This window comes from Dysgonomonas sp. ZJ279, from assembly GCF_011039205.1.
Lineage (GTDB): Bacteria > Bacteroidota > Bacteroidia > Bacteroidales > Dysgonomonadaceae > Dysgonomonas.
Genome location: NZ_JAAKEL010000022.1, coordinates 12,232 through 31,057, shown reverse-complemented (window position 1 = coordinate 31,057; position 18,826 = coordinate 12,232). Strand labels below are relative to the sequence as shown.

Genomic DNA, 18,826 nt, shown 5'->3' with positions numbered 1-18,826 from the left:
ATCTAACACACATGCTATTTTGATATCTTTATGTATATTTGCGCTTCGTAATTTAGGGTTATTAGTATAAGTATAAAAAGACATCAAAATAGAACTCATTATATCGGATGAATAGAATACGAAATTTTTGCATCATTGCTCATATCGACCACGGAAAAAGTACACTTGCCGACAGACTACTAGAATATACAAGAACTGTCGAAGGAAAAGAAATGCAAGCCCAAGTGCTTGACAACATGGATTTGGAGCGCGAACGTGGTATCACGATAAAAAGCCATGCCATACAAATGAAATATATCTATAAAGACGAAGAATATATCTTGAATCTTATAGATACTCCCGGGCACGTCGATTTCTCGTACGAAGTGTCACGCTCTATCGCAGCCTGCGAAGGTGCGTTACTTATTGTTGATGCTGCACAAGGAATACAAGCTCAAACAATATCCAATCTATACATGGCGATAGAAAATGATCTTGAGATTATTCCCATACTAAATAAAATAGACCTTCCGAGCGCTATGCCCGATGAAGTAGAAGACCAAATCATCGAACTTCTAGGTTGCAAGCGCGACGAAATAATTAGAGCCAGCGGTAAAACTGGAGAGGGTGTATATACTATACTCGATGCGATTATAGAACGCATACATGCCCCCAAAGGCGACCCTGAAGCTCCCCTGCAAGCTTTGATTTTCGACTCGGTATTTAACTCATTCCGTGGAATCATCGCATACTTCAAAGTAGTCAATGGTAGTATCAAAAAAGGCGATCTTGTAAAATTCTTTGCTACCGGAAAAGAATATAATGCTGACGAAGTAGGTGTTCTTAAACTTACCATGTCACCTCAAAAGGAAGTTACCTGTGGAGATGTAGGTTACATTATATCCGGGATCAAAACATCGAAAGAAGTTAAAGTTGGTGATACGATAACCCATGTGAAAAATCCATGTAAAACTGCAATTGATGGATTCGAGGAAGTAAAACCAATGGTATTTGCCGGAGTATATCCCATCGAAAGTGAAGATTTCGAAGATTTGCGTGCTTCGTTAGAAAAACTTCAACTGAATGATGCTTCCCTTACCTTCCAACCCGAATCATCCGTAGCTCTGGGCTTTGGATTCCGTTGTGGATTCTTAGGTCTATTGCATATGGAGATAATACAGGAGCGATTGGATAGAGAATTCAATATGGATGTGATAACCACTGTACCAAACGTATCGTACCTTGTCCATGACAAAAAAGGAAATGTAAAGGAAGTTCACAACCCATCAGGTCTTCCCGAACCTACCTTGGTTGACTTTATCGAAGAACCATATATACGCGCGTCGGTAATTACCAATACAGCATATATCGGATCGATAATGAGCTTGTGTCTGGGTAAACGAGGAATTTTACTGAAACAAGAATATATATCGGGCGACCGTATCGAAATAACTTACGACATGCCTCTGGGCGAGATTGTAATTGACTTTTACGACAAATTGAAAAGTATATCGAAAGGTTATGCTTCATTCGATTATCATATGAATGACTACCGTGAAGCAAAACTTGTAAAAATGGATATCCTCCTAAATGGCGAGCCTGTAGATGCACTCTCTACGTTGACACACGTAGACAATGCCGTAAACTTTGGTCGTCGTATGTGCGAGAAACTGAAAGAGCTAATCCCACGCCAACAATTTGATATAGCAATACAAGCGGCCATAGGAGCAAAAATAATAGCTCGTGAAACAATTAAGGCTGTACGTAAAGATGTTACGGCAAAATGTTACGGGGGTGATATTTCCCGTAAACGTAAACTATTAGAAAAACAAAAAGAAGGTAAGAAACGAATGAAGCAAGTAGGTAATGTAGAAGTTCCTCAAAAAGCATTCTTGGCAGTATTGAAGTTAGACTAAACAGTATGAGCAATTTCATAGAAAAAGATATAAAGGACTTTACCCTCAATCCATTTGAGATCAAAAATAAATGGATGCTTATCTCGGCACAGAAAGATGGTATAACCAACACCATGACTGCCAGTTGGGGAGGTTTCGGGGTGATGTGGAACAAAGAAGTAGTCTTTGTTGTTATACGTCCACAACGATACACGAAGGAATTTGTAGATAATGCCGATTCGTTTTCGCTTACATTCTTTGATAAAAAACACCTGAAAACACTAAGTTATTTAGGTAAGACATCAGGCCGAGACGAAAATAAAATAGCAAAAGCAGGATTCACTGTTGCTTTAGACAATAATATTCCTTATTTTGAAGAAGCCGAAACAGCTATCTTTGCTAAAAAATTATACGCACAACCTATGGGTGGCGAATTCTTTCTGGATAAAGCAATCATAGATCGCTGGTTTCCCGAAAAAGACTTCCATATATTGTATATAGGTGAAATAACCAAAGTTTTGGAAAATAAATAAGATTATCCACTATTAAAACAGCTTTTTATAGAAAGAAATGAGAAAATGGCGCATTGAGGACTCGATAGAGTTATACAACATCTCGGGATGGGGTATAAATTACTTTTCAATCAACGAGAAAGGTAATGTAATAGTAACACCTAGAAAAGACGGAGTTGCTGTTGATTTGAAAGAGCTTATAGACGAATTACAACTTCGTGATATATCAGCTCCTGTTTTGGTTCGTTTTCCGGATATTCTGGATAACAGAATCGAAAAGATATCGACGTGCTTTAAACAAGCCGCTAAAGAATATAACTACGAAGGACAGAATCACCTTATTTACCCTATTAAAGTAAATCAGATGCGTCCGGTAGTAGAGGAACTTGTAAGTCATGGTAAGAAATTCAATATCGGACTAGAAGCCGGCTCTAAACCCGAACTTCATGCTGTAATAGCAATAAACACCGATCCCAATTCGCTAATTATATGCAACGGATATAAAGATGAAAGCTATATCGAACTTGCCCTTCTTGCACAAAAAATGGGTAAGCGAGTGTTCATTGTGGTTGAAAAACTAAATGAGCTTTCTCTTATAACAAAAATAGCGAAGAGACTTAAAATAGTTCCTAATATAGGTATTCGTATCAAACTAGCCAGCTCTGGTAGTGGTAAATGGGAAGAATCGGGTGGCGATGGTAGCAAGTTCGGATTAAATTCGAGTGAACTATTAGAAGCTCTTGCATTCCTTGAAAAGAATAATATGAAAGAATCACTTCGTCTTATTCATTTCCATATCGGTAGTCAGGTAACTAAAATACGCCGTATAAAGACAGCTCTACGCGAAGCAGCACAATTTTATGTTCAATTACACGAAATTGGGTATAAAGTAGAGTTTGTCGATATTGGCGGAGGTCTTGGCGTAGACTATGACGGTACGCGTTCATCATACAGCGAAAGCAGCGTTAACTATTCGATACAAGAATATGTGAACGACTCTATCGCGACGATGGTAGAAGCTGCAAACAAGAACGAAATCCCACATCCTCATATTATTACAGAATCGGGACGTTCTCTTACAGCCCACCACTCTATTCTTGTTTTTGAGGCGCTTGAAACAACAACGCTTCCTGAATGGAAAGAGGATGAAGAGATCGCTGAAGATGATCACGAACTGGTAAAAGAGTTGTATCAGATATGGGATGATCTAAGCCAATCTCGTATGCTCGAAGCATGGCATGATGCCCAACAAATAAGGGAAGAATCTCTCGATTTGTTCAGTCTTGGTATGCTTACGCTTAAAACAAGAGCGCAAGTAGAACGTTTATACTTCTCTATTGCACGTGAAATATTCCAAATAGCAGGCCGTTCAAAACATTCTCCGGAAGAGTTGAAACAATTGTCGAAACTTCTTCCAGACAAATATTTCTGTAATTTTTCGCTATTTCAATCCTTACCCGATTCGTGGGCAATAGATCAGGTATTCCCAATTATACCGATACATCGTCACGACGAACGTCCCGACAGGACAGCTACTCTTCAAGACATTACGTGCGACTCGGATGGTAAGATCGACAACTTCATATCGAATGGTAATCAATCATCTTATCTTCCTGTTCACAACAAGAAGAAAAATGAAAGCTACTACTTGGGTGCATTTCTTGTAGGTGCATATCAAGAGATATTAGGCGATCTACACAATCTATTTGGCGACACCAATGCTGTACACGTTTCGGTAGACGAAAACGGATATAAGATAGAGCAAATGATCGATGGAGAGACTGTAGCCGAAGTACTTGAGTATGCTCAATACAATGCGAAGAAACTTGTACGTACAGTAGAAACTTGGGTTACTACCTGTGTGAAGCAAGGTTCGATCACGGTAGAAGAAGGAAAAGAATTTTTGTCTAATTATCGTTCAGGGCTATACGGATATACTTATTTAGAATAATAGATGAAAACGATACTATATACGCTATTTTTTACCTCCACCTTATTATTAACCAGCTGTTCCATCTATGAAGATGTTTACTTCAAACAGGATGGTCAGGTAAGGTATGAGATAAAATTCGATGCCGGCGAAATACTTGCTATGATCCCCGACGCTGCCGATAAAGCAGGAGACTTACCGTCTGGTAGTATCATCTCGGTAGTCGATCTCTTGAAGCAAAAAGGAGGTTCTTCGAAGCTACTGATAGAAAACAAGGAAGATATCGAAAATATTACTCCTCTTTTTCTTGAGATGCGAAACGATAAGGCTAATCAAATTCTTACAATTACTATGTTTGGCGACTTTACGAATGTAGAAGCTCTTAACAAAGCTCTGATTTCGATTAATAAGTTGCAAGAGAAAGGTAAGAAAGAAGGTATGAAAAATAGTAATATCGGTATTGACAGGATTACTAATACATCTTCTTTTACATGGGACGGCAAAACAATGAAGAGAAAATTAGATCTTTCTCAGATTGTAAATGAAGCTGCCGGTAACAAGAATGATATGATATCAAAGATGTTTTCGCAAGGTAAGATGACCATTAATTATCACTTCCCCGAAAAAGTCGATAAAGCAAATAATTCAGATGCTTTAATATCGCAAGATGGAAAGACTGTTATAGTTGAATATTCTGCATCTAAATTCTTAAAGTCAGACAATAGTCTCGACATTGAGATTACTACTAAAAAGTAAAAATCAAACAGTTGATAAAGAAAGGCGTAAATTAATTTACGCCTTTCTTATTTTATAATATCTGCATCTTTATTCCAAAAGATAGTCTCAGATAATTCTTCGGTCCCCAATAACTATCTGTAAAAGCGTTAACAAGATAAAGATCATTCGAACTAATCTCATAATAGAAGGTAAATGATTTGGCTATACTGCGTTTGTCATGAGGAATATTATAGGTTATTCGTTGACCTGCATAAATATTAAAACGCATTTTTGTAGAAAAACCATAATAACCCTTCGGGTAACGATCCGGTTCGTGAACCCAAAAATCATCTCCCAGAATAGTATTTACATACAAACCTGTTGCTAAAGGCTCGAATGAAAATTTATCATTTAATTTTGTATTCCAAGGCATAAAATTCTGCCTCAACGTAAACGTAATTTTCGAGTTGTCAGTCGAAAATTTTGGCAGATACCCCATAAATACATCAGTCTCCCATTGCTTATTCTTACCATAATCCCAACCTGTTCCTAAAGATAAGAAACCCATTCCTCCAGCATATTGCATTTTCATATATCTGGGAATAAGCTTTTGCCACGTAGAATTATATTTTTCTACACGTACATCATAACCGTTCTGAGCAGTAGACACGATGAAAGGAGAAATCGACAATACAAAAACGATGCATATTTTGCGATTAAAATTCAACCACTTCAAAATCATAACTGTTATCAGAGTTTAATGTAAAAAGAAAGTATTTGCGTTTGGCCATACTCGGCGAACCATAATAGATGATTCCATCACCAAACAAGTCGTCTATGTTTATATTATGGTCATGCGCATTCATACAGAATTGTAAAGCAGGAAATTTCTTTATATAGTCCTGAAATATTTCGGCAACATTGTTATTAAATTGTTCTGAAGAAGGTCTTACATGCATTGCAAAAACTGTCTTCTCGTGAGCATCGCATTGTTCCTCCAATTGCTCTTTCATAAATGCAAAATCAGGTACAGGACGGGAATAATCGTATTCTAAAGCATTCGTATTAAGGCATACAAACTTGGTATTGCCTGCCATAAATGAAAAGTTCGGATTACCGAATATTTGAGTGAATACCTCCTCTCCATTAGCCAAACAGTCGTGATTGCCAATTAATACGACATAAGGAACGACTAATTTGTTCATTATATCTCGTGTCCATATAAATTCTTTGGTAAGTCCGAAGTCAGCTACATCACCGCCATGTATCACAAAATCGATATCCGTGCGATTATTAATTGTTTTCACGAAATCTTCGGTGTCGGCTAAAGCCCGTTGGGTGTCACCCATGAAAGCATATCGGATAGTCGTTTTTCCGGCACAAGCATTTTCTATACGTACTATGTTTTTGTTGTTGATGTCTGTTTCTCCGGTTATTCGTCCGTCATAAGGATGATATTCAATCATATCACATCCATAACTCAAAAAAAGGAGTAATGGAATAAGTAAAATTTTGTTCATTGCATGTCTATTAAAATACACACAATGTTACGAATTATTAGGCAGGGAAAGGGTTTGAGCCGTATTCAAAAGAGAATATCGAGGGTATTTTCTCTTTTATTTTAACATAATAATAATGTATAATTGATCTAAATAGGGCAGGTTTAATAAATTAACTCAGGGCTTCTAATGCATCGGCTACAATAAAATTACTACCCCCGATAAATATAAAATCGTTCGGTGCAGCCCATTCTTTTGCAGCAATAATAGCGTCAGCAACAGTAGGATATGAATACCCTGTCAGCCCTAATTTTCGTCCCATAGTTTCTAATTCACGTTCGTTGATAGCCCGTGGAATAGATGCTTTAGTGAAGTAATATATCGCTTTCTTAGGTAGCAAAGATAATACAGACGAAATATCCTTATCGTTCACCATACCCAGCACAATATGCAGCGTGCTGTATTTTTCGTTAACCAACTGTTCAACTATATATTTTATTCCGGCTACATTATGTCCTGTATCACAAACAATCTTAGGGTGCAGCTCTTGAATGATCTGCCAGCGTCCCATCAACCCTGTCAATTCTGTTACGTAAGCAAAACCGCTATAAACAGCCTTCGATGGTATTTTATATCCTATTTTTTGCAGTTCTTTAATGGCACATAATACAGTTGCTGCATTTTTTAGTTGCGCATAACCCGACAGTTCGCCTTTGAGATGCGAATAATGCTTTGTGTCGAACAACCAGCCACTCGCGGTCTTCAGACTGGATAAAATTAGTTTTTCATCTTCGGCAAAAAAGATAGGAGCTCCTACCCTTTCGGCTGTGTTTTCAAAAACTTCTCTTACACTGTCTTTTGCCTCGCCGATAATTACAGGAATATTTTGCTTCATTATACCAGCCTTCTCAGTCGCAATCTTTTCGATAGTATCTCCCAGAAATTGAACATGATCGAGACTAATATTAGTTATCACACTCAAATCAGGTGTAATTATATTAGTACTATCCAATCGTCCGCCTAAACCGACTTCGATGATAGCTACATCTACTTCCATTTCAGCGAAATAGAGAAAGGACATCATCATAGTCAACTCAAAAAAAGAAGGTTGAATCGGTTCGAATGCTTCACGATGTTCCTCTACGAAATCGACAATATATTGTTCCGATATTTTCTCACCATTAACACGTATGCGTTCTCTGAAATCGACTAAATGAGGTGAAGTATATAATCCGACCTTATAACCCGATTCCTGCAAAACAGCAGCCAGTAAATGCGACGTAGAGCCTTTACCGTTGGTACCTGCCACATGTATAGTTTTGTACTTACGATGGGGATGAGAGAAATAAGCATCTAATTTCAGGCTATTGTCAAGTCCTTCTTTATATGCGAGACCTCCTACCTTTTGATATACGGGTAGTTGGTTATATAGATATTCAATTGTTTCTTTATATGTCACGACTTTAATTATTAGTTTAAGGAATCTTGTCCATAGACAATGATGCATATCCTGTTTTCTCTACCAGAGATTGTCCCTGATCGGAAGTTACCCAATCTATAAGCTTAGTCACATTTTCGTTTTGGGTATCTAAAGTTATAGCATAGAAATCACCTATAAAAGGATATTCGTTATTCTTTATAGATGCTTTATCCGGATAAACACCATTTACTTTCAGCAGCTTTACTTGATTATTACCAATCATCTCTGTTGCAAAGAACAGAAAAGTATAACCGATAGCACTATTGAAGTTTTTATATTCCGCCGTTTGATGAATTATACCACCCATCCCTGTTGCTACATCTTTTAGAGGTGGCGATATGAGTGGTGCACCTTCCATTATTTTTTCGAGCATTGTCTGGCTTCCGCTATTCTTTGGTCGCTGAAATGCCTTAATATCCTGATTATCGCCCCCTAGTTGACGCCAATTCGTTATTTTTCCGGAATATATGTCCTGTATCTGCTCAACAGAGAGTTCATCCACAGGATTATTAATATTTACGAAAAATACAAAGGCTTCGCGACCAATGGGACGGAGGATAAAAGTTTTACCTTCACTCTCTGCCTCTTCTATTTGTGCTTTCGATGGCGCAGCACAGAATATAACATCTACTTCTCCATCTAAAAGCCGTCGATAGGCTTCAGGAGTAGTATTACTCATTACAATACTCCCGTATGGATTATATTCACCCTCAGGATATGTTGCCTGAACAAATGCCGAATATAAAGGATATAACGCTGTCGCTCCATCTATGCGTGGCAAGTTATCTTCAAAATTCAGTGTCGATTCGCCATCAAGCAGTGCAACTTTACTGTCTTTATCAAAAGGCTGATAATCATTTAGATTTACGCCCTGATCGTCTATTGTAGGAATACTATTTATATAGCTCTTCCGAACTTCATATATTGTCACAGCAATGGAGGCAGATAAGAGAATAGCAATAAACGAACCCACTGCTATCTTAGTTTTCAATAATTTCAGTGCCCAAACAATAAGCCATATACTTAACAATGAAAACAATGTAAGTATGAAAGGACTATAAAATGCAGATTGTCCGCTAAAAGCAAAACCAATGAGCGCACAAAAGCCGACAAATGCTAATAGCAATATCAGTACAATCGATACAATAACCCTCAGTGCTTTTTTTTGCATTTTACTTAATTAATAAATTAATTCGCGATAATACAATCATTGAGTATATCCAGAAATTGAGCAACATGCAGCCCATCCATCAACGCATGATTTACAGTTATCGAAACAGGCAATTTCAAGCATTGCCCATCTTGGTACAATTGTCCTGTCGATATCTTTGGCGGAGAACCTACTCTACCAAAAGAAGTTGCATGCTTCATATCTGTAAAACGAAACCACGGAACAGGAGAAAAATGTATCACATCCAGTCTGTTCATCTCTTCAGAAAGCATAAGACCCGACGAGCTTTTAACCTTTTCAATAGCTTGACGGGCATTCTCGATAAAGATATCCTTATTTATATCATATTCAAACAACGAAAAGCCAAATGTACCATCCTCACGCCCTATGGTCGACGAGATATGAATTTCATCGTAACAAACGATTTTATCATCTTCGATACGATAACGAAATGGCTCTGATCTATTTACTGCATACATTATGGTGTATAGCGAGTCGATAAAGAATGAACCTTTCTCCCTCTTCGTTTTATTATATACATTCGTAAAATCAACATCGACAGTCAATCCGAAAAATGGATCATCGAAGCCTTTGAAGAAATGAAAATGCTCTTTTCTATTCCACGAATCTATATCTAAATATTTTTTCATTTTAATTTAATCTCCTATCCAAATAATTGTCTGAAAGCTTCTTCGACTTTCCTCACCTGAATAATTTCGATATTAACTTTCGACGTAAATCCTTTCAAATTATTTTGCGGCACTAATATTTTAGAGAAGCCTAATTTTTCAGCTTCCAGAATACGTTGTTCTATACGGTTTACAGGTCGTATTTCGCCCGACAAGCCAACTTCGCCTGTCATACAAACATGTTTTTCTATAGAAATATCGAGACTGGACGATAGAACTGCACTAATAACCGATAAGTCCATTGCAGGATCGTTAACCTTCAATCCTCCTGCTATATTAAGAAATACATCTTTCTGAATAAGCTTAAAACCTGCACGTTTCTCCAATACGGCCAAAAGCATGTTCATGCGGCGAAGATCGAATCCCGTAGCCGAACGCTGTGGCGTACCATAAGCCGCTGTACTAACCAATGCTTGTGTCTCTATCAGAAACGGACGAATACCTTCTATAGCAGCAGCGATAGACACGCCGCTAAGCCCTTCGTGATTCTGGGTCAATAGCAATTCAGATGGATTGCTGACTTCACGCAATCCACTTTGGCGCATTTCGTAAATACCAAGCTCGGCTGTGCTACCGAAACGGTTTTTGATACTGCGAAGAATACGGTACATATAGTGTTGATCACCTTCGAATTGCAATACTGTATCTACAATATGTTCGAGTACTTTAGGCCCTGCTATACTACCTTCTTTATTGATATGACCGATAAGAACCACAGGTGTACTGGTTTCTTTCGCAAATTTGAGTATCGCTGCCGAACACTCACGTACTTGTGATACGCTACCCGGCGAAGATTCTACAGTATCGGTAAAGATTGTCTGTATAGAATCTATAATAACAAAGTCGGGTTTAGTGTTCTGCAAATGGACAAATATTTGTTCCAGATTTGTTTCACAGACAATAAAGCAGTTTTCGCTGTTGGAATTGATACGATCAGCACGTAGTTTTAACTGGCGTGCGCTCTCTTCTCCCGATATATAAAGAGTCTTTACATCTTTCAGTCCTAATACGGTCTGTAGAACTAATGTCGATTTACCAATACCCGGTTCACCGCCAATCAATACCAACGACCCCGGTACAAGGCCGCCACCTAATACCCGATTGAATTCGCCATCCTGTAAATCGATACGGGGTTCATCAGCAGTTTCTACATCTTTCAATAGAAGAGGTTTGGCTTTTGATGTCGCAAATATATTGAGTCCACCCTTTGCAAGGCTATCTTTTCCGGTACTTATAATTTCTTCGACATAGCTGTTCCATTCTCCACAGACAGGGCATTTGCCGAGCCATTTAGGAGAATCGTTACCACAACTGGTGCATACAAATGCCGTTTTCGTTTTAGTCTTTGCCATTCGAGTATTACTTTACCACTTTTTTTGTTTTCGAGATACCACTTTGTGCATCCACTGATACAATATAAACACCTCTATTCCACGCACTGGTAGGAATGCGGTGTGTCGACGAGCTAAACTCCCTCTGAGAATAAACTTCGTATCCCGACAGATTATAAACTCTAACTGTTTTTAATATATCTTTTGCTGTTACATAAAGATCTTCACCATCCCAAAAGACTACAACATTTGGTCTGTCAATAGGCTGCGGATCGGGATCTGTCGCACCCGACGAGTCCATTCCCGACAGCTTCGTTATGCCTGTATTATTAGGGTCTAAGTATTTCTTCATCCAAAGGTCAGGATCACTCGATTTATTCCAATGATAAGCGAATTTACCATAAGAATCTGTGGCAGATGTATTAGTACAACTAGAAGAACCACCTGTCAGCGTACCTACTACAAGCCCATTCTGATTGAAAATAGGAGAACCCGACGAACCACCCTGAGTAACACCTCTAGAATATCTTACCAACCAATGAGCATTCGGCGTAGACGAACCTTCCGATTCAGCCCAGCTGGTTGTAACTAACGGTGTCGTAAATAAAGCTATTTTTTTTACATCACCTAAAGGATGTTGAATAACAGCACCACTTAGATTTACATAATCCTGATTTTCGGTATCCCATCCATTGTAATGTACCTTCCACGCAGGATCGATCTCTTGTGTCAGTTTTATCAATGCACCATCCGAACCTCCTACTATGGGATTCATCACTAAAGACTCTGCCCCGATCAGTTTCTTCGATTCAGGTCTTGTTGTTTGATTTTCACATGTTACAAACTCATCGTCAAAATATATTTCCGTGCGTTCCATTGTAGCTGTTCTGCCATTAACATTGAAACAATGATATGCAGAAAGCAAATAAGGCGTTTTATCTTTATTAGCATTATTTACTAATGTACCTGAACAGAAATAAGTAGAGCTTCCTATTGTTGTTAACAAACGGACAACACCTTTTTTCTGATTCTGCCATTCATCTCCTTCAGGGCAATTGATATTAGGGATACACACATTACGTGAGTCGTTAAACGATCTCAATTTACTATCAGGTGTAACGAAAACATCGCTTAGATCCCTGTACTTATACCCTATGCTACTTATTTGAAACCGTGGCATTTCAGTCTGATCAGAAGAATTTACATATTCCAATGTTATTTTATCCCCCGACAGTGTTTCAGTAGAATAAAAACCTCCATTGGGATTACTTTTGTGGGTATAAACTTTCGTATCATAAGATGAATCTTCGTTATAAACGTACAATGTACCGCCCTGTGGAATATAAAAATCATCGTAACGCACAGTCACACCATGAGATTTAGGTGCCTCTATCGTCAGTTTCCATGTTTTTTTCGAATTGGATAAAACGTCCCATTTACCGATACTGATAGCATCTAAGAATAAAGGATAAAGAATAGCTATACGCATAGGAGTTCCGATTTGCTTCGCCATTTCATCTTCTTTATCCAATCTGGCTTTGTCTACATCGATCTGGAGTGTAACAACTGATTTATCACTATTAAATGTATGTGCAGTTTGCTGGGCTGATATATTCAGACTAAACAGTAGGAATAAACCTAAAAGCAGTTTATTCACAGAATTATTTCTCATAATTTGGCTATTAATTGTTGAATATATTTGTCCACATCCTCTCTATTGACAAGCTCTTCGGTTTCGAATATTATACCGGCTTTCGAATAGAACGGCTCCCTCTTTTGCAAACTTTCTACCACGAAAGCATACAACTCTTCTTCGTTTTTATCTCTTATGAGGGGTCTTTTTTCTTTACATGTATTGAGCCGCGAGGATAAAGCTTCGGGCGATGCCTTCAAATAAATTGTTGTCCCTACCCGATTCATATAGTCTATGTTGTCAAAAAAACAAGGCGTACCACCACCCGTAGATATAACAACATCTTCAAATTCTCCAACCTCTTTCAGTATATTACTTTCTATCTTTCGGAATTCGGCTTCGCCTACATCTTCAAATAACTGACTGACTGACTTTAAATAGCGAGCTTGAATGAAATGGTCTATATCGACAAACTCCACTCCCAAAGCTTTTGCTAATTCGCGTCCGGCGGTGGTCTTACCGGTTCCCATATATCCGATTAAAAAAATTCTTTTCATTTCATATAAGTAAAAGAATGCATTTAATGTCGCATTTTGAAGCTATAACTACCAATCTTTTTTATACTTGGATAGCAATAATTTAGGTCTGCGACCTTAATATAGTCTAAGCTATTACACAAAAATAGGAAATAATATCTATCAGATATAACGATGAGTAAATATTATGTTATTTTAAAGGGAGAAAAAATAACATAATCACATTTTGGATAATTAACGTGAGTTCAGTATAGGGAAAAGAACAATAAAATCTCGATTCGAATCTATCATCACGATTTGAAAGAAGCCATCTATTCATTCTATACCTAAGGAATAGCAGGAGATCTTAGCTGTGTATCGTAATGACAAAAAAAGCTGAAAAAGAAAACTGGGTATCAACTCATAGATACTTTATTTAATGTTTATCTATTTGATAAATTTAAAATATATAATTATATTTACAACCGTTAAGGATATATAAATAAGACAAATAAAATGAACAATTTATCTCGAAATAAAATAGCTATTTCCTCCATCTTTTCCGCTGAAAATTTGGAGGTTAGCTATATTTTATTAGAGAGAGAGAGAGAGAGAGAGAGAGAGAGAGAGAGAGAGAGAGAGAGAGAGAGAGAGAGAGAGAATGATCTACTAATCTACCTGTTTTTATTTTTTCTAATTTGTAATAACAATTCTCCTTTTGTTATTCGTTACCATCTCTTTTCGCATATTGCGTATATATTACACAATAAAAATTATAAAACAAACTTTCTATATATATTTATTTCTACTAAAAGGGTATGCTGCATTGAGTGTGCCCTTATTTTTTATGCTGCCAACCAAAAGTATGTAGTTGACAGACTTTACATGCCTATATTCAAAATCGTGGATTACTTAACAATCTTAACATCTAAGCAGCCCTGTCTGCTTTATGCGAACTATAATTTGCTCAAATTAAAAACTTTATTCAAAAACTTTATGAGGAAGACAAAACTATTTTATGTGCTAATTACTGCCTTTTTATTGTCGTGGAAGGTGAATGCCCAGGTAACAATCGGTAGTGGCGAAGCTCCTTCAGCAGGCGCTCTGCTCGATCTGAAGGAAAACAAGGAAGGTATGTCCACTAAGGGGCTAGGTATGCCTCGTGTACCACTTAGTGATTTAACCAATCTTTACCCTATGCTCACAGGTAGTGAAACTGATTATGAGACACTAAAAGCCTCTCATGTCGGTCTGATGGTTTACAATACTACTACACAAGAAACAGCCAATCGTATCTGTCCCGGGCTTCACCTATGGACTGGGGAAAAATGGGAGTCGCTTATCCCCTATCCTATACAACCTGTCGGCAGCAAGATTCTTAAATCGGATAAATTAAATGGTTTTACGTTCCTTGATCCGAATTCGCCTACAAATTGGCCTGCCGATAAAGACCGCAGCCAATACCCTTTAGGCTATATCGGCACATTTACCGACAGCCGTGGGGGCGATACGCCACAGACCTACAATTATACCCGCTTTTATGTCGGTCTGGCTAATCGTACCAAGACTTATGAGGTACAGGAAAATTATTCATGCAGCAATACTCTTGTCTCCGGCAACGCTGTCACTACAATTGAAACAGGCGACTATTTTGAAGATGGTGTATGGATGAATGATAATCTTCGTGCCGAGGTTATCGACCCTGTGCGTGATAACGGCGATATTATTTTGATTCTGACCGAAAATTATACTTACAGTCATTCTGAAACCTATTTTGGTTACCCCAATAAAGTATCTGCCAATAAAAACACGTTAGGTGTACTTTATAATTGGGCGGCAGCCACTAATGGCAAGGGTGGAGCGACGGGTCAGGAAGGTACAGTTAGTGAAGGTGAACTTGCCGAAGGAACTCAAAGACAGGGTATCTGCCCTTCGGGATGGCATTTACCGAGCGACAGGGAGTGGACTAATCTGGAGAATGCGATTATCATTAACACATCTCTTTTCAGTACTACGCCTAATATCGGTAGTGCTAATATATTAGACTACGCTCTTTACAGTTGGCGTGGCACAACCCATGGTACTGCTATGAAATCCACTACATCTGCCGACGGAACCACCGCCACTGGCGGCACATCCAATCCTGTAACGCAAGGCGGCTTCAACGGCCTTCTTTCCGGTAACAGTGATAGCTCGAACAAATTCGGCACGCAAGGCTATTGGTGGTCTAGTAGCAATTCTAGCGCAACTTTGGCTTGGCGTCGGAGTCTCCAGAATACCGAGGCTAAGGGATACCGCTGGAACAACTCTGCGCGGAACGCCATGCACTCGGTTAGGTGTAAGAGAAACTAACTCTTTAATCGGAAGAATCCACTTTTTCGCAAAAAGAGATAATTTTTGTTTAGTATTTTATATATAGGAAGGCGTTTGTTATTGACAGTGGTAAAATAACAAGCGCCTTCCTTATTCATTCAATAATATAGTGATTTTCGAATAACACTAAATATTACAGATCAGTTATCGGCTTAAACTTAGGTGCAAGTGTTTTCATTACCACCCATCCTAAAAGATAGGCTACGGCACAATATCCGAATACGATAGAATATCCCAATGATATATCTCCCCAAACATCTCTTGCATGGTCGAATAGTTGACCACTGATAATCATCAGGAGAAATGAACTTACTCCTCCTGCCAAGCCTGTAGCCGATGTAATAGAAGCAACCGCTTTCTTGGGAAACATATCACTACCTGCCGTATAGATATTTGCCGACCATGCCTGATGTCCTGCACAACCGATCCCTATCAATATCACAGGAATCCAATATCCATAATCTCCTAAAAATTCGAGATGTGCCAACGGCTGAGCAAATAATACAACTAGCGGAATCATGGCTATGAATAACATTGCCCGCATACGTCCTTCATACGGTTTCATGCCCTTGTTGATGAAATAAGTAGGAAATTTACCGCCTAATACAGAACCAAATACTGTGATGGTATATAGTACTCCGAGAGGCAATGCTATTTGTGTACCTTTTAATCCAAATTCAGCGTCTAAGTACGCAGGAGTCCAGAAAAGAAAGAACCACCACACACCGTCTGTTATAAATTTGCCTAAGAAAACTGACCAAGTTTGTCTGTAACTCATACATTTTAAGAACGAAACCGACTCTTCTTTCTTTTCAGGGTCGGGCGCTTCTATCTCTCCTTTTTCAATCAACTCTTGTTCCAAAATTGTATCCTGATTGATGTAGTTGCGTTCTGCATCATTCATATGAGGATTTTTATCCGGTTCTTTATATAGGAACCACCAAAAACCCAACCAAACGAATCCGATAGCACCAACTATAAGAAATGCAATCTCCCATCCCCATTCTTTTGCAATAAACGGTACAGATAGCGGAGCTATAATAGCACCGACATTAGCTCCCGAATTGAAAATACCTGTGGCAAACGAACGGTCTCGTTTAGGGAAATACTCTGCCGTAGCTTTTACAGCCGAAGGGAAGTTTCCCGCTTCGCCCACAGCTAAGACTACACGAGCAAAAAGGAAAGCACCCAAACTGACAGTAGCGATAACAGGAACTATACTACCGGTAGCATTTATTAACCCCTCTGCATTTTCAATACCTGTATACCATTCTGTAAATAGTCCGCAAGCTGCATGCAAACATGCCCCGAAAGACCAAAGGCTTATAGCATAAGCATACCCTTTTTTTGTACCTACTTTATCTACAAAACTGCCGACAAAAATCATACTGATGGCATAGACTATCGAGAATACACCCGTAATCCAACCAAAATCGGATTCAGACCAATGGAATTCGGCACTCAAATCGCTTTTGAGCAAGCCTATAATCTGACGATCCATGTAGTTGATAGTCGTGGCGAAGAATAGTAAAGCACAGACTTTCCACCTGTATTTGGTCATGGTATCGTTGGCAGCATGTAGTATTTTATTCATAATTATTAGATTTAGGTTTCCTTTTTATTTCACTTTTTAAAAGATAACAAACGTGCTTCTGTATGCTATTTTCCTCATGCTAATTGTTAATCAGAATTTAAAGAAATTCTTTGCATTATAGTATGATATATTCTCGACCATCTTACCTAGAAATTCGATCTCGGAAGCGGGTAAAAATCCTTTTTCAACATCTCTGCCGATAAGATTGCAAAGAATACGACGAAAATATTCGTGGCGGGGGTATGACAAGAAACTACGTGAATCGGTGAGCATACCCACAAAACGGCTCAACAACCCTTGATTAGATAACGAGTTTATCTGTGCTTCCATACCATCTTTCTGATCGAGAAACCACCAACCCGAACCGAACTGAATTTTGCCTGCAACAGTGCCATCCTGAAAGTTACCGACCATAGTAGCTACCAGATCGTTATCACGGGGATTGAGATTATAAAGTATTGTTTTAGCGAGTTTATCTTTTGAATCGAGCCTATCCAGAAATTTAGCCATATTGAGGGCTTGCGAAAAATCGGCGATTGAATCTCCGCCAACATCTGCTCCAAGTTTATTAAATAAGCGACTACTATTGTTTCGAACTACTCCAAAATGAAATTGCTGCGTCCAGCCTTTTTCCCAATCCATAACAGCACCTTCGTAGAGCAGAGCCGATTTAAATTTCAAGCATTCTTCGATTGTAAGTTCATTCCCTCCATATACTTTATTGAATATCCTGTCAATTTCTGCATTTGTATAATCTTCTGCAAAAAAATGAGCTATTCCATGATCTGACAGTTTACAGCCAACCTCTGCAAAAAAGTCGTGGCGTTTGCGAAGTGCAGTCAGCAGATCGGTAAAATTAGAAATAGATACACCCGATGCTTGAGACAGTTTTTCCATGTAGGCTCTGAATTGAGTAGGATTTTCGACAGCCATAGCCCTATCGGGTCGCCAAGTAGGAAGTACTTTTATCTCAAAACCTTCTTTCTTCAAAGCGAGATGATGCTCCAAAGAATCAGCCGGATCATCAGTTGTACAAACTACCTCAACTTTGTAATGCTTCATCAAGCCACGAGCCGAAAATTCTTTAGTGCGAAGTTTCTCTGTGCACTCATCATATATTTCTTTTGCGGTTTCGGGTTTAAGAAGTTTAGTGATTCCGAAAGCTGTTTTTAATTCCAAGTGCGTCCAATGATAAAGTGGATTGCGCATGGTATAAGGTACAGTTTCTGCCCATTTTTCAAATTTCTCCCAATCGGTAGTCTCTTTTCCTGTTATATATCGCTCGTCTACCCCATTGGCTCTCAATGCACGCCATTTATAATGATCGCCCCCCAGCCAGATTTCGCCCAGATTGTCGAACTGATAATCTTTGGCAATCATTTTAGGATCGAGGTGACAATGGTAATCTATGATGGGCTGATGCTTGGCATGTTGATGATAGAGCAATTCAGCCACACTATTCTCTAATACAAAGTTATCGTCTAAAAAATCTTTCATGGTATTCTCTC

The 18,826-nt window shown here is 38.5% G+C and carries 15 protein-coding genes; 5 read left to right on the top strand and 10 right to left on the bottom strand.

Annotated elements, in window-relative coordinates; genetic code table 11:
* The first annotated feature begins 107 nt into the window (after positions 1 to 107).
* The 4 genes from lepA to G7Y57_RS15415 are packed head-to-tail and all read left to right on the top strand — an operon-like array spanning position 108 to position 5,072.
* Positions 108 to 1,895: a translation elongation factor 4 gene (gene lepA, locus G7Y57_RS15430; RefSeq protein ID WP_165026113.1), complete on the top strand. Its 1,788-nt coding sequence runs from the start codon at positions 108 to 110 to the stop codon at positions 1,893 to 1,895.
* Positions 1,896 to 1,900: 5 nt separating this feature from the next.
* Positions 1,901 to 2,407 carry a flavin reductase gene (locus tag G7Y57_RS15425; protein ID WP_165026111.1) on the top strand — a complete coding sequence of 169 codons (507 nt, stop codon included), beginning with the start codon at positions 1,901 to 1,903 and terminating at the stop codon, positions 2,405 to 2,407.
* 37 nt (positions 2,408 to 2,444) lie between these two features.
* Positions 2,445 to 4,337 carry a biosynthetic arginine decarboxylase gene (gene speA / locus G7Y57_RS15420; protein WP_165026108.1) on the top strand — a complete coding sequence of 631 codons (1,893 nt, stop codon included), beginning with the start codon at positions 2,445 to 2,447 and terminating at the stop codon, positions 4,335 to 4,337.
* Between the two features lie 3 nt (positions 4,338 to 4,340).
* Positions 4,341 to 5,072 (top strand): hypothetical protein, encoded by a 732-nt coding sequence (locus tag G7Y57_RS15415; protein WP_165026106.1) that lies wholly within the window; start codon positions 4,341 to 4,343, stop codon positions 5,070 to 5,072.
* 52 nt (positions 5,073 to 5,124) lie between these two features.
* On the opposite strand, the gene G7Y57_RS15410 is transcribed toward G7Y57_RS15415, so the two are convergent.
* The 8 genes from G7Y57_RS15410 to G7Y57_RS15375 form a co-directional block, all read right to left on the bottom strand.
* Entirely contained in the window at positions 5,125 to 5,775 is a 651-nt protein-coding gene (locus G7Y57_RS15410) for a hypothetical protein (protein WP_165026104.1), read from the bottom strand.
* A complete protein-coding gene (locus tag G7Y57_RS15405) occupies positions 5,750 to 6,553 on the bottom strand; it encodes a metallophosphoesterase family protein (protein ID WP_165026102.1) in 804 nt (267 codons plus the stop codon). The genes G7Y57_RS15410 and G7Y57_RS15405 overlap by 26 nt, the downstream gene beginning before the upstream one ends.
* A gap of 151 nt (positions 6,554 to 6,704) precedes the next feature.
* Positions 6,705 to 7,991: a bifunctional folylpolyglutamate synthase/dihydrofolate synthase gene (locus G7Y57_RS15400; protein WP_165026100.1), complete on the bottom strand. Its 1,287-nt coding sequence runs from the start codon at positions 7,989 to 7,991 to the stop codon at positions 6,705 to 6,707.
* Positions 7,992 to 8,007: 16 nt separating this feature from the next.
* Positions 8,008 to 9,183 carry a PstS family phosphate ABC transporter substrate-binding protein gene (locus G7Y57_RS15395; protein WP_165026098.1) on the bottom strand — a complete coding sequence of 392 codons (1,176 nt, stop codon included), beginning with the start codon at positions 9,181 to 9,183 and terminating at the stop codon, positions 8,008 to 8,010.
* Between the two features lie 17 nt (positions 9,184 to 9,200).
* Complete coding sequence (locus G7Y57_RS15390; protein WP_165026096.1) at positions 9,201 to 9,833, bottom strand: chloramphenicol acetyltransferase; 633 nt, start codon at positions 9,831 to 9,833, stop codon at positions 9,201 to 9,203.
* Positions 9,834 to 9,847: 14 nt separating this feature from the next.
* Positions 9,848 to 11,224 carry a DNA repair protein RadA gene (radA, locus tag G7Y57_RS15385; protein ID WP_165026094.1) on the bottom strand — a complete coding sequence of 459 codons (1,377 nt, stop codon included), beginning with the start codon at positions 11,222 to 11,224 and terminating at the stop codon, positions 9,848 to 9,850.
* 7 nt (positions 11,225 to 11,231) lie between these two features.
* Positions 11,232 to 12,875 (bottom strand): trypsin-like peptidase domain-containing protein, encoded by a 1,644-nt coding sequence (locus G7Y57_RS15380; RefSeq protein ID WP_165026092.1) that lies wholly within the window; start codon positions 12,873 to 12,875, stop codon positions 11,232 to 11,234.
* Positions 12,872 to 13,393 carry a shikimate kinase gene (locus G7Y57_RS15375; RefSeq protein WP_165026090.1) on the bottom strand — a complete coding sequence of 174 codons (522 nt, stop codon included), beginning with the start codon at positions 13,391 to 13,393 and terminating at the stop codon, positions 12,872 to 12,874. The genes G7Y57_RS15380 and G7Y57_RS15375 overlap by 4 nt, the downstream gene beginning before the upstream one ends.
* A gap of 954 nt (positions 13,394 to 14,347) precedes the next feature.
* Between G7Y57_RS15375 and G7Y57_RS15370 the strand changes: the two genes are divergently transcribed.
* Complete coding sequence (locus G7Y57_RS15370) at positions 14,348 to 15,703, top strand: FISUMP domain-containing protein (protein WP_165026087.1); 1,356 nt, start codon at positions 14,348 to 14,350, stop codon at positions 15,701 to 15,703.
* A gap of 154 nt (positions 15,704 to 15,857) precedes the next feature.
* On the opposite strand, the gene G7Y57_RS15365 is transcribed toward G7Y57_RS15370, so the two are convergent.
* Positions 15,858 to 17,318 carry an MFS transporter gene (locus G7Y57_RS15365; protein WP_165026085.1) on the bottom strand — a complete coding sequence of 487 codons (1,461 nt, stop codon included), beginning with the start codon at positions 17,316 to 17,318 and terminating at the stop codon, positions 15,858 to 15,860.
* Between the two features lie 90 nt (positions 17,319 to 17,408).
* A complete protein-coding gene (gene uxaC, locus G7Y57_RS15360) occupies positions 17,409 to 18,815 on the bottom strand; it encodes a glucuronate isomerase (RefSeq protein WP_165026083.1) in 1,407 nt (468 codons plus the stop codon).
* Positions 18,816 to 18,826 lie beyond the last annotated feature (11 nt).

Coding starts and splice junctions, on each gene's coding strand:
- G7Y57_RS15365 (WP_165026085.1), bottom strand. CDS start 17,318: ATGAATAAAATACTACATGCTGCCAACGATACCATGACCAAATACAGG.
- G7Y57_RS15375 (WP_165026090.1), bottom strand. CDS start 13,393: ATGAAAAGAATTTTTTTAATCGGATATATGGGAACCGGTAAGACCACC.
- G7Y57_RS15425 (WP_165026111.1), top strand. CDS start 1,901: ATGAGCAATTTCATAGAAAAAGATATAAAGGACTTTACCCTCAATCCA.
- uxaC (WP_165026083.1), bottom strand. CDS start 18,815: ATGAAAGATTTTTTAGACGATAACTTTGTATTAGAGAATAGTGTGGCT.
- G7Y57_RS15410 (WP_165026104.1), bottom strand. CDS start 5,775: ATGATTTTGAAGTGGTTGAATTTTAATCGCAAAATATGCATCGTTTTT.
- G7Y57_RS15415 (WP_165026106.1), top strand. CDS start 4,341: ATGAAAACGATACTATATACGCTATTTTTTACCTCCACCTTATTATTA.
- radA (WP_165026094.1), bottom strand. CDS start 11,224: ATGGCAAAGACTAAAACGAAAACGGCATTTGTATGCACCAGTTGTGGT.
- G7Y57_RS15405 (WP_165026102.1), bottom strand. CDS start 6,553: ATGAACAAAATTTTACTTATTCCATTACTCCTTTTTTTGAGTTATGGA.
- G7Y57_RS15380 (WP_165026092.1), bottom strand. CDS start 12,875: ATGAGAAATAATTCTGTGAATAAACTGCTTTTAGGTTTATTCCTACTG.
- G7Y57_RS15395 (WP_165026098.1), bottom strand. CDS start 9,183: ATGCAAAAAAAAGCACTGAGGGTTATTGTATCGATTGTACTGATATTG.
- G7Y57_RS15370 (WP_165026087.1), top strand. CDS start 14,348: ATGAGGAAGACAAAACTATTTTATGTGCTAATTACTGCCTTTTTATTG.
- G7Y57_RS15390 (WP_165026096.1), bottom strand. CDS start 9,833: ATGAAAAAATATTTAGATATAGATTCGTGGAATAGAAAAGAGCATTTT.
- lepA (WP_165026113.1), top strand. CDS start 108: ATGAATAGAATACGAAATTTTTGCATCATTGCTCATATCGACCACGGA.
- speA (WP_165026108.1), top strand. CDS start 2,445: ATGAGAAAATGGCGCATTGAGGACTCGATAGAGTTATACAACATCTCG.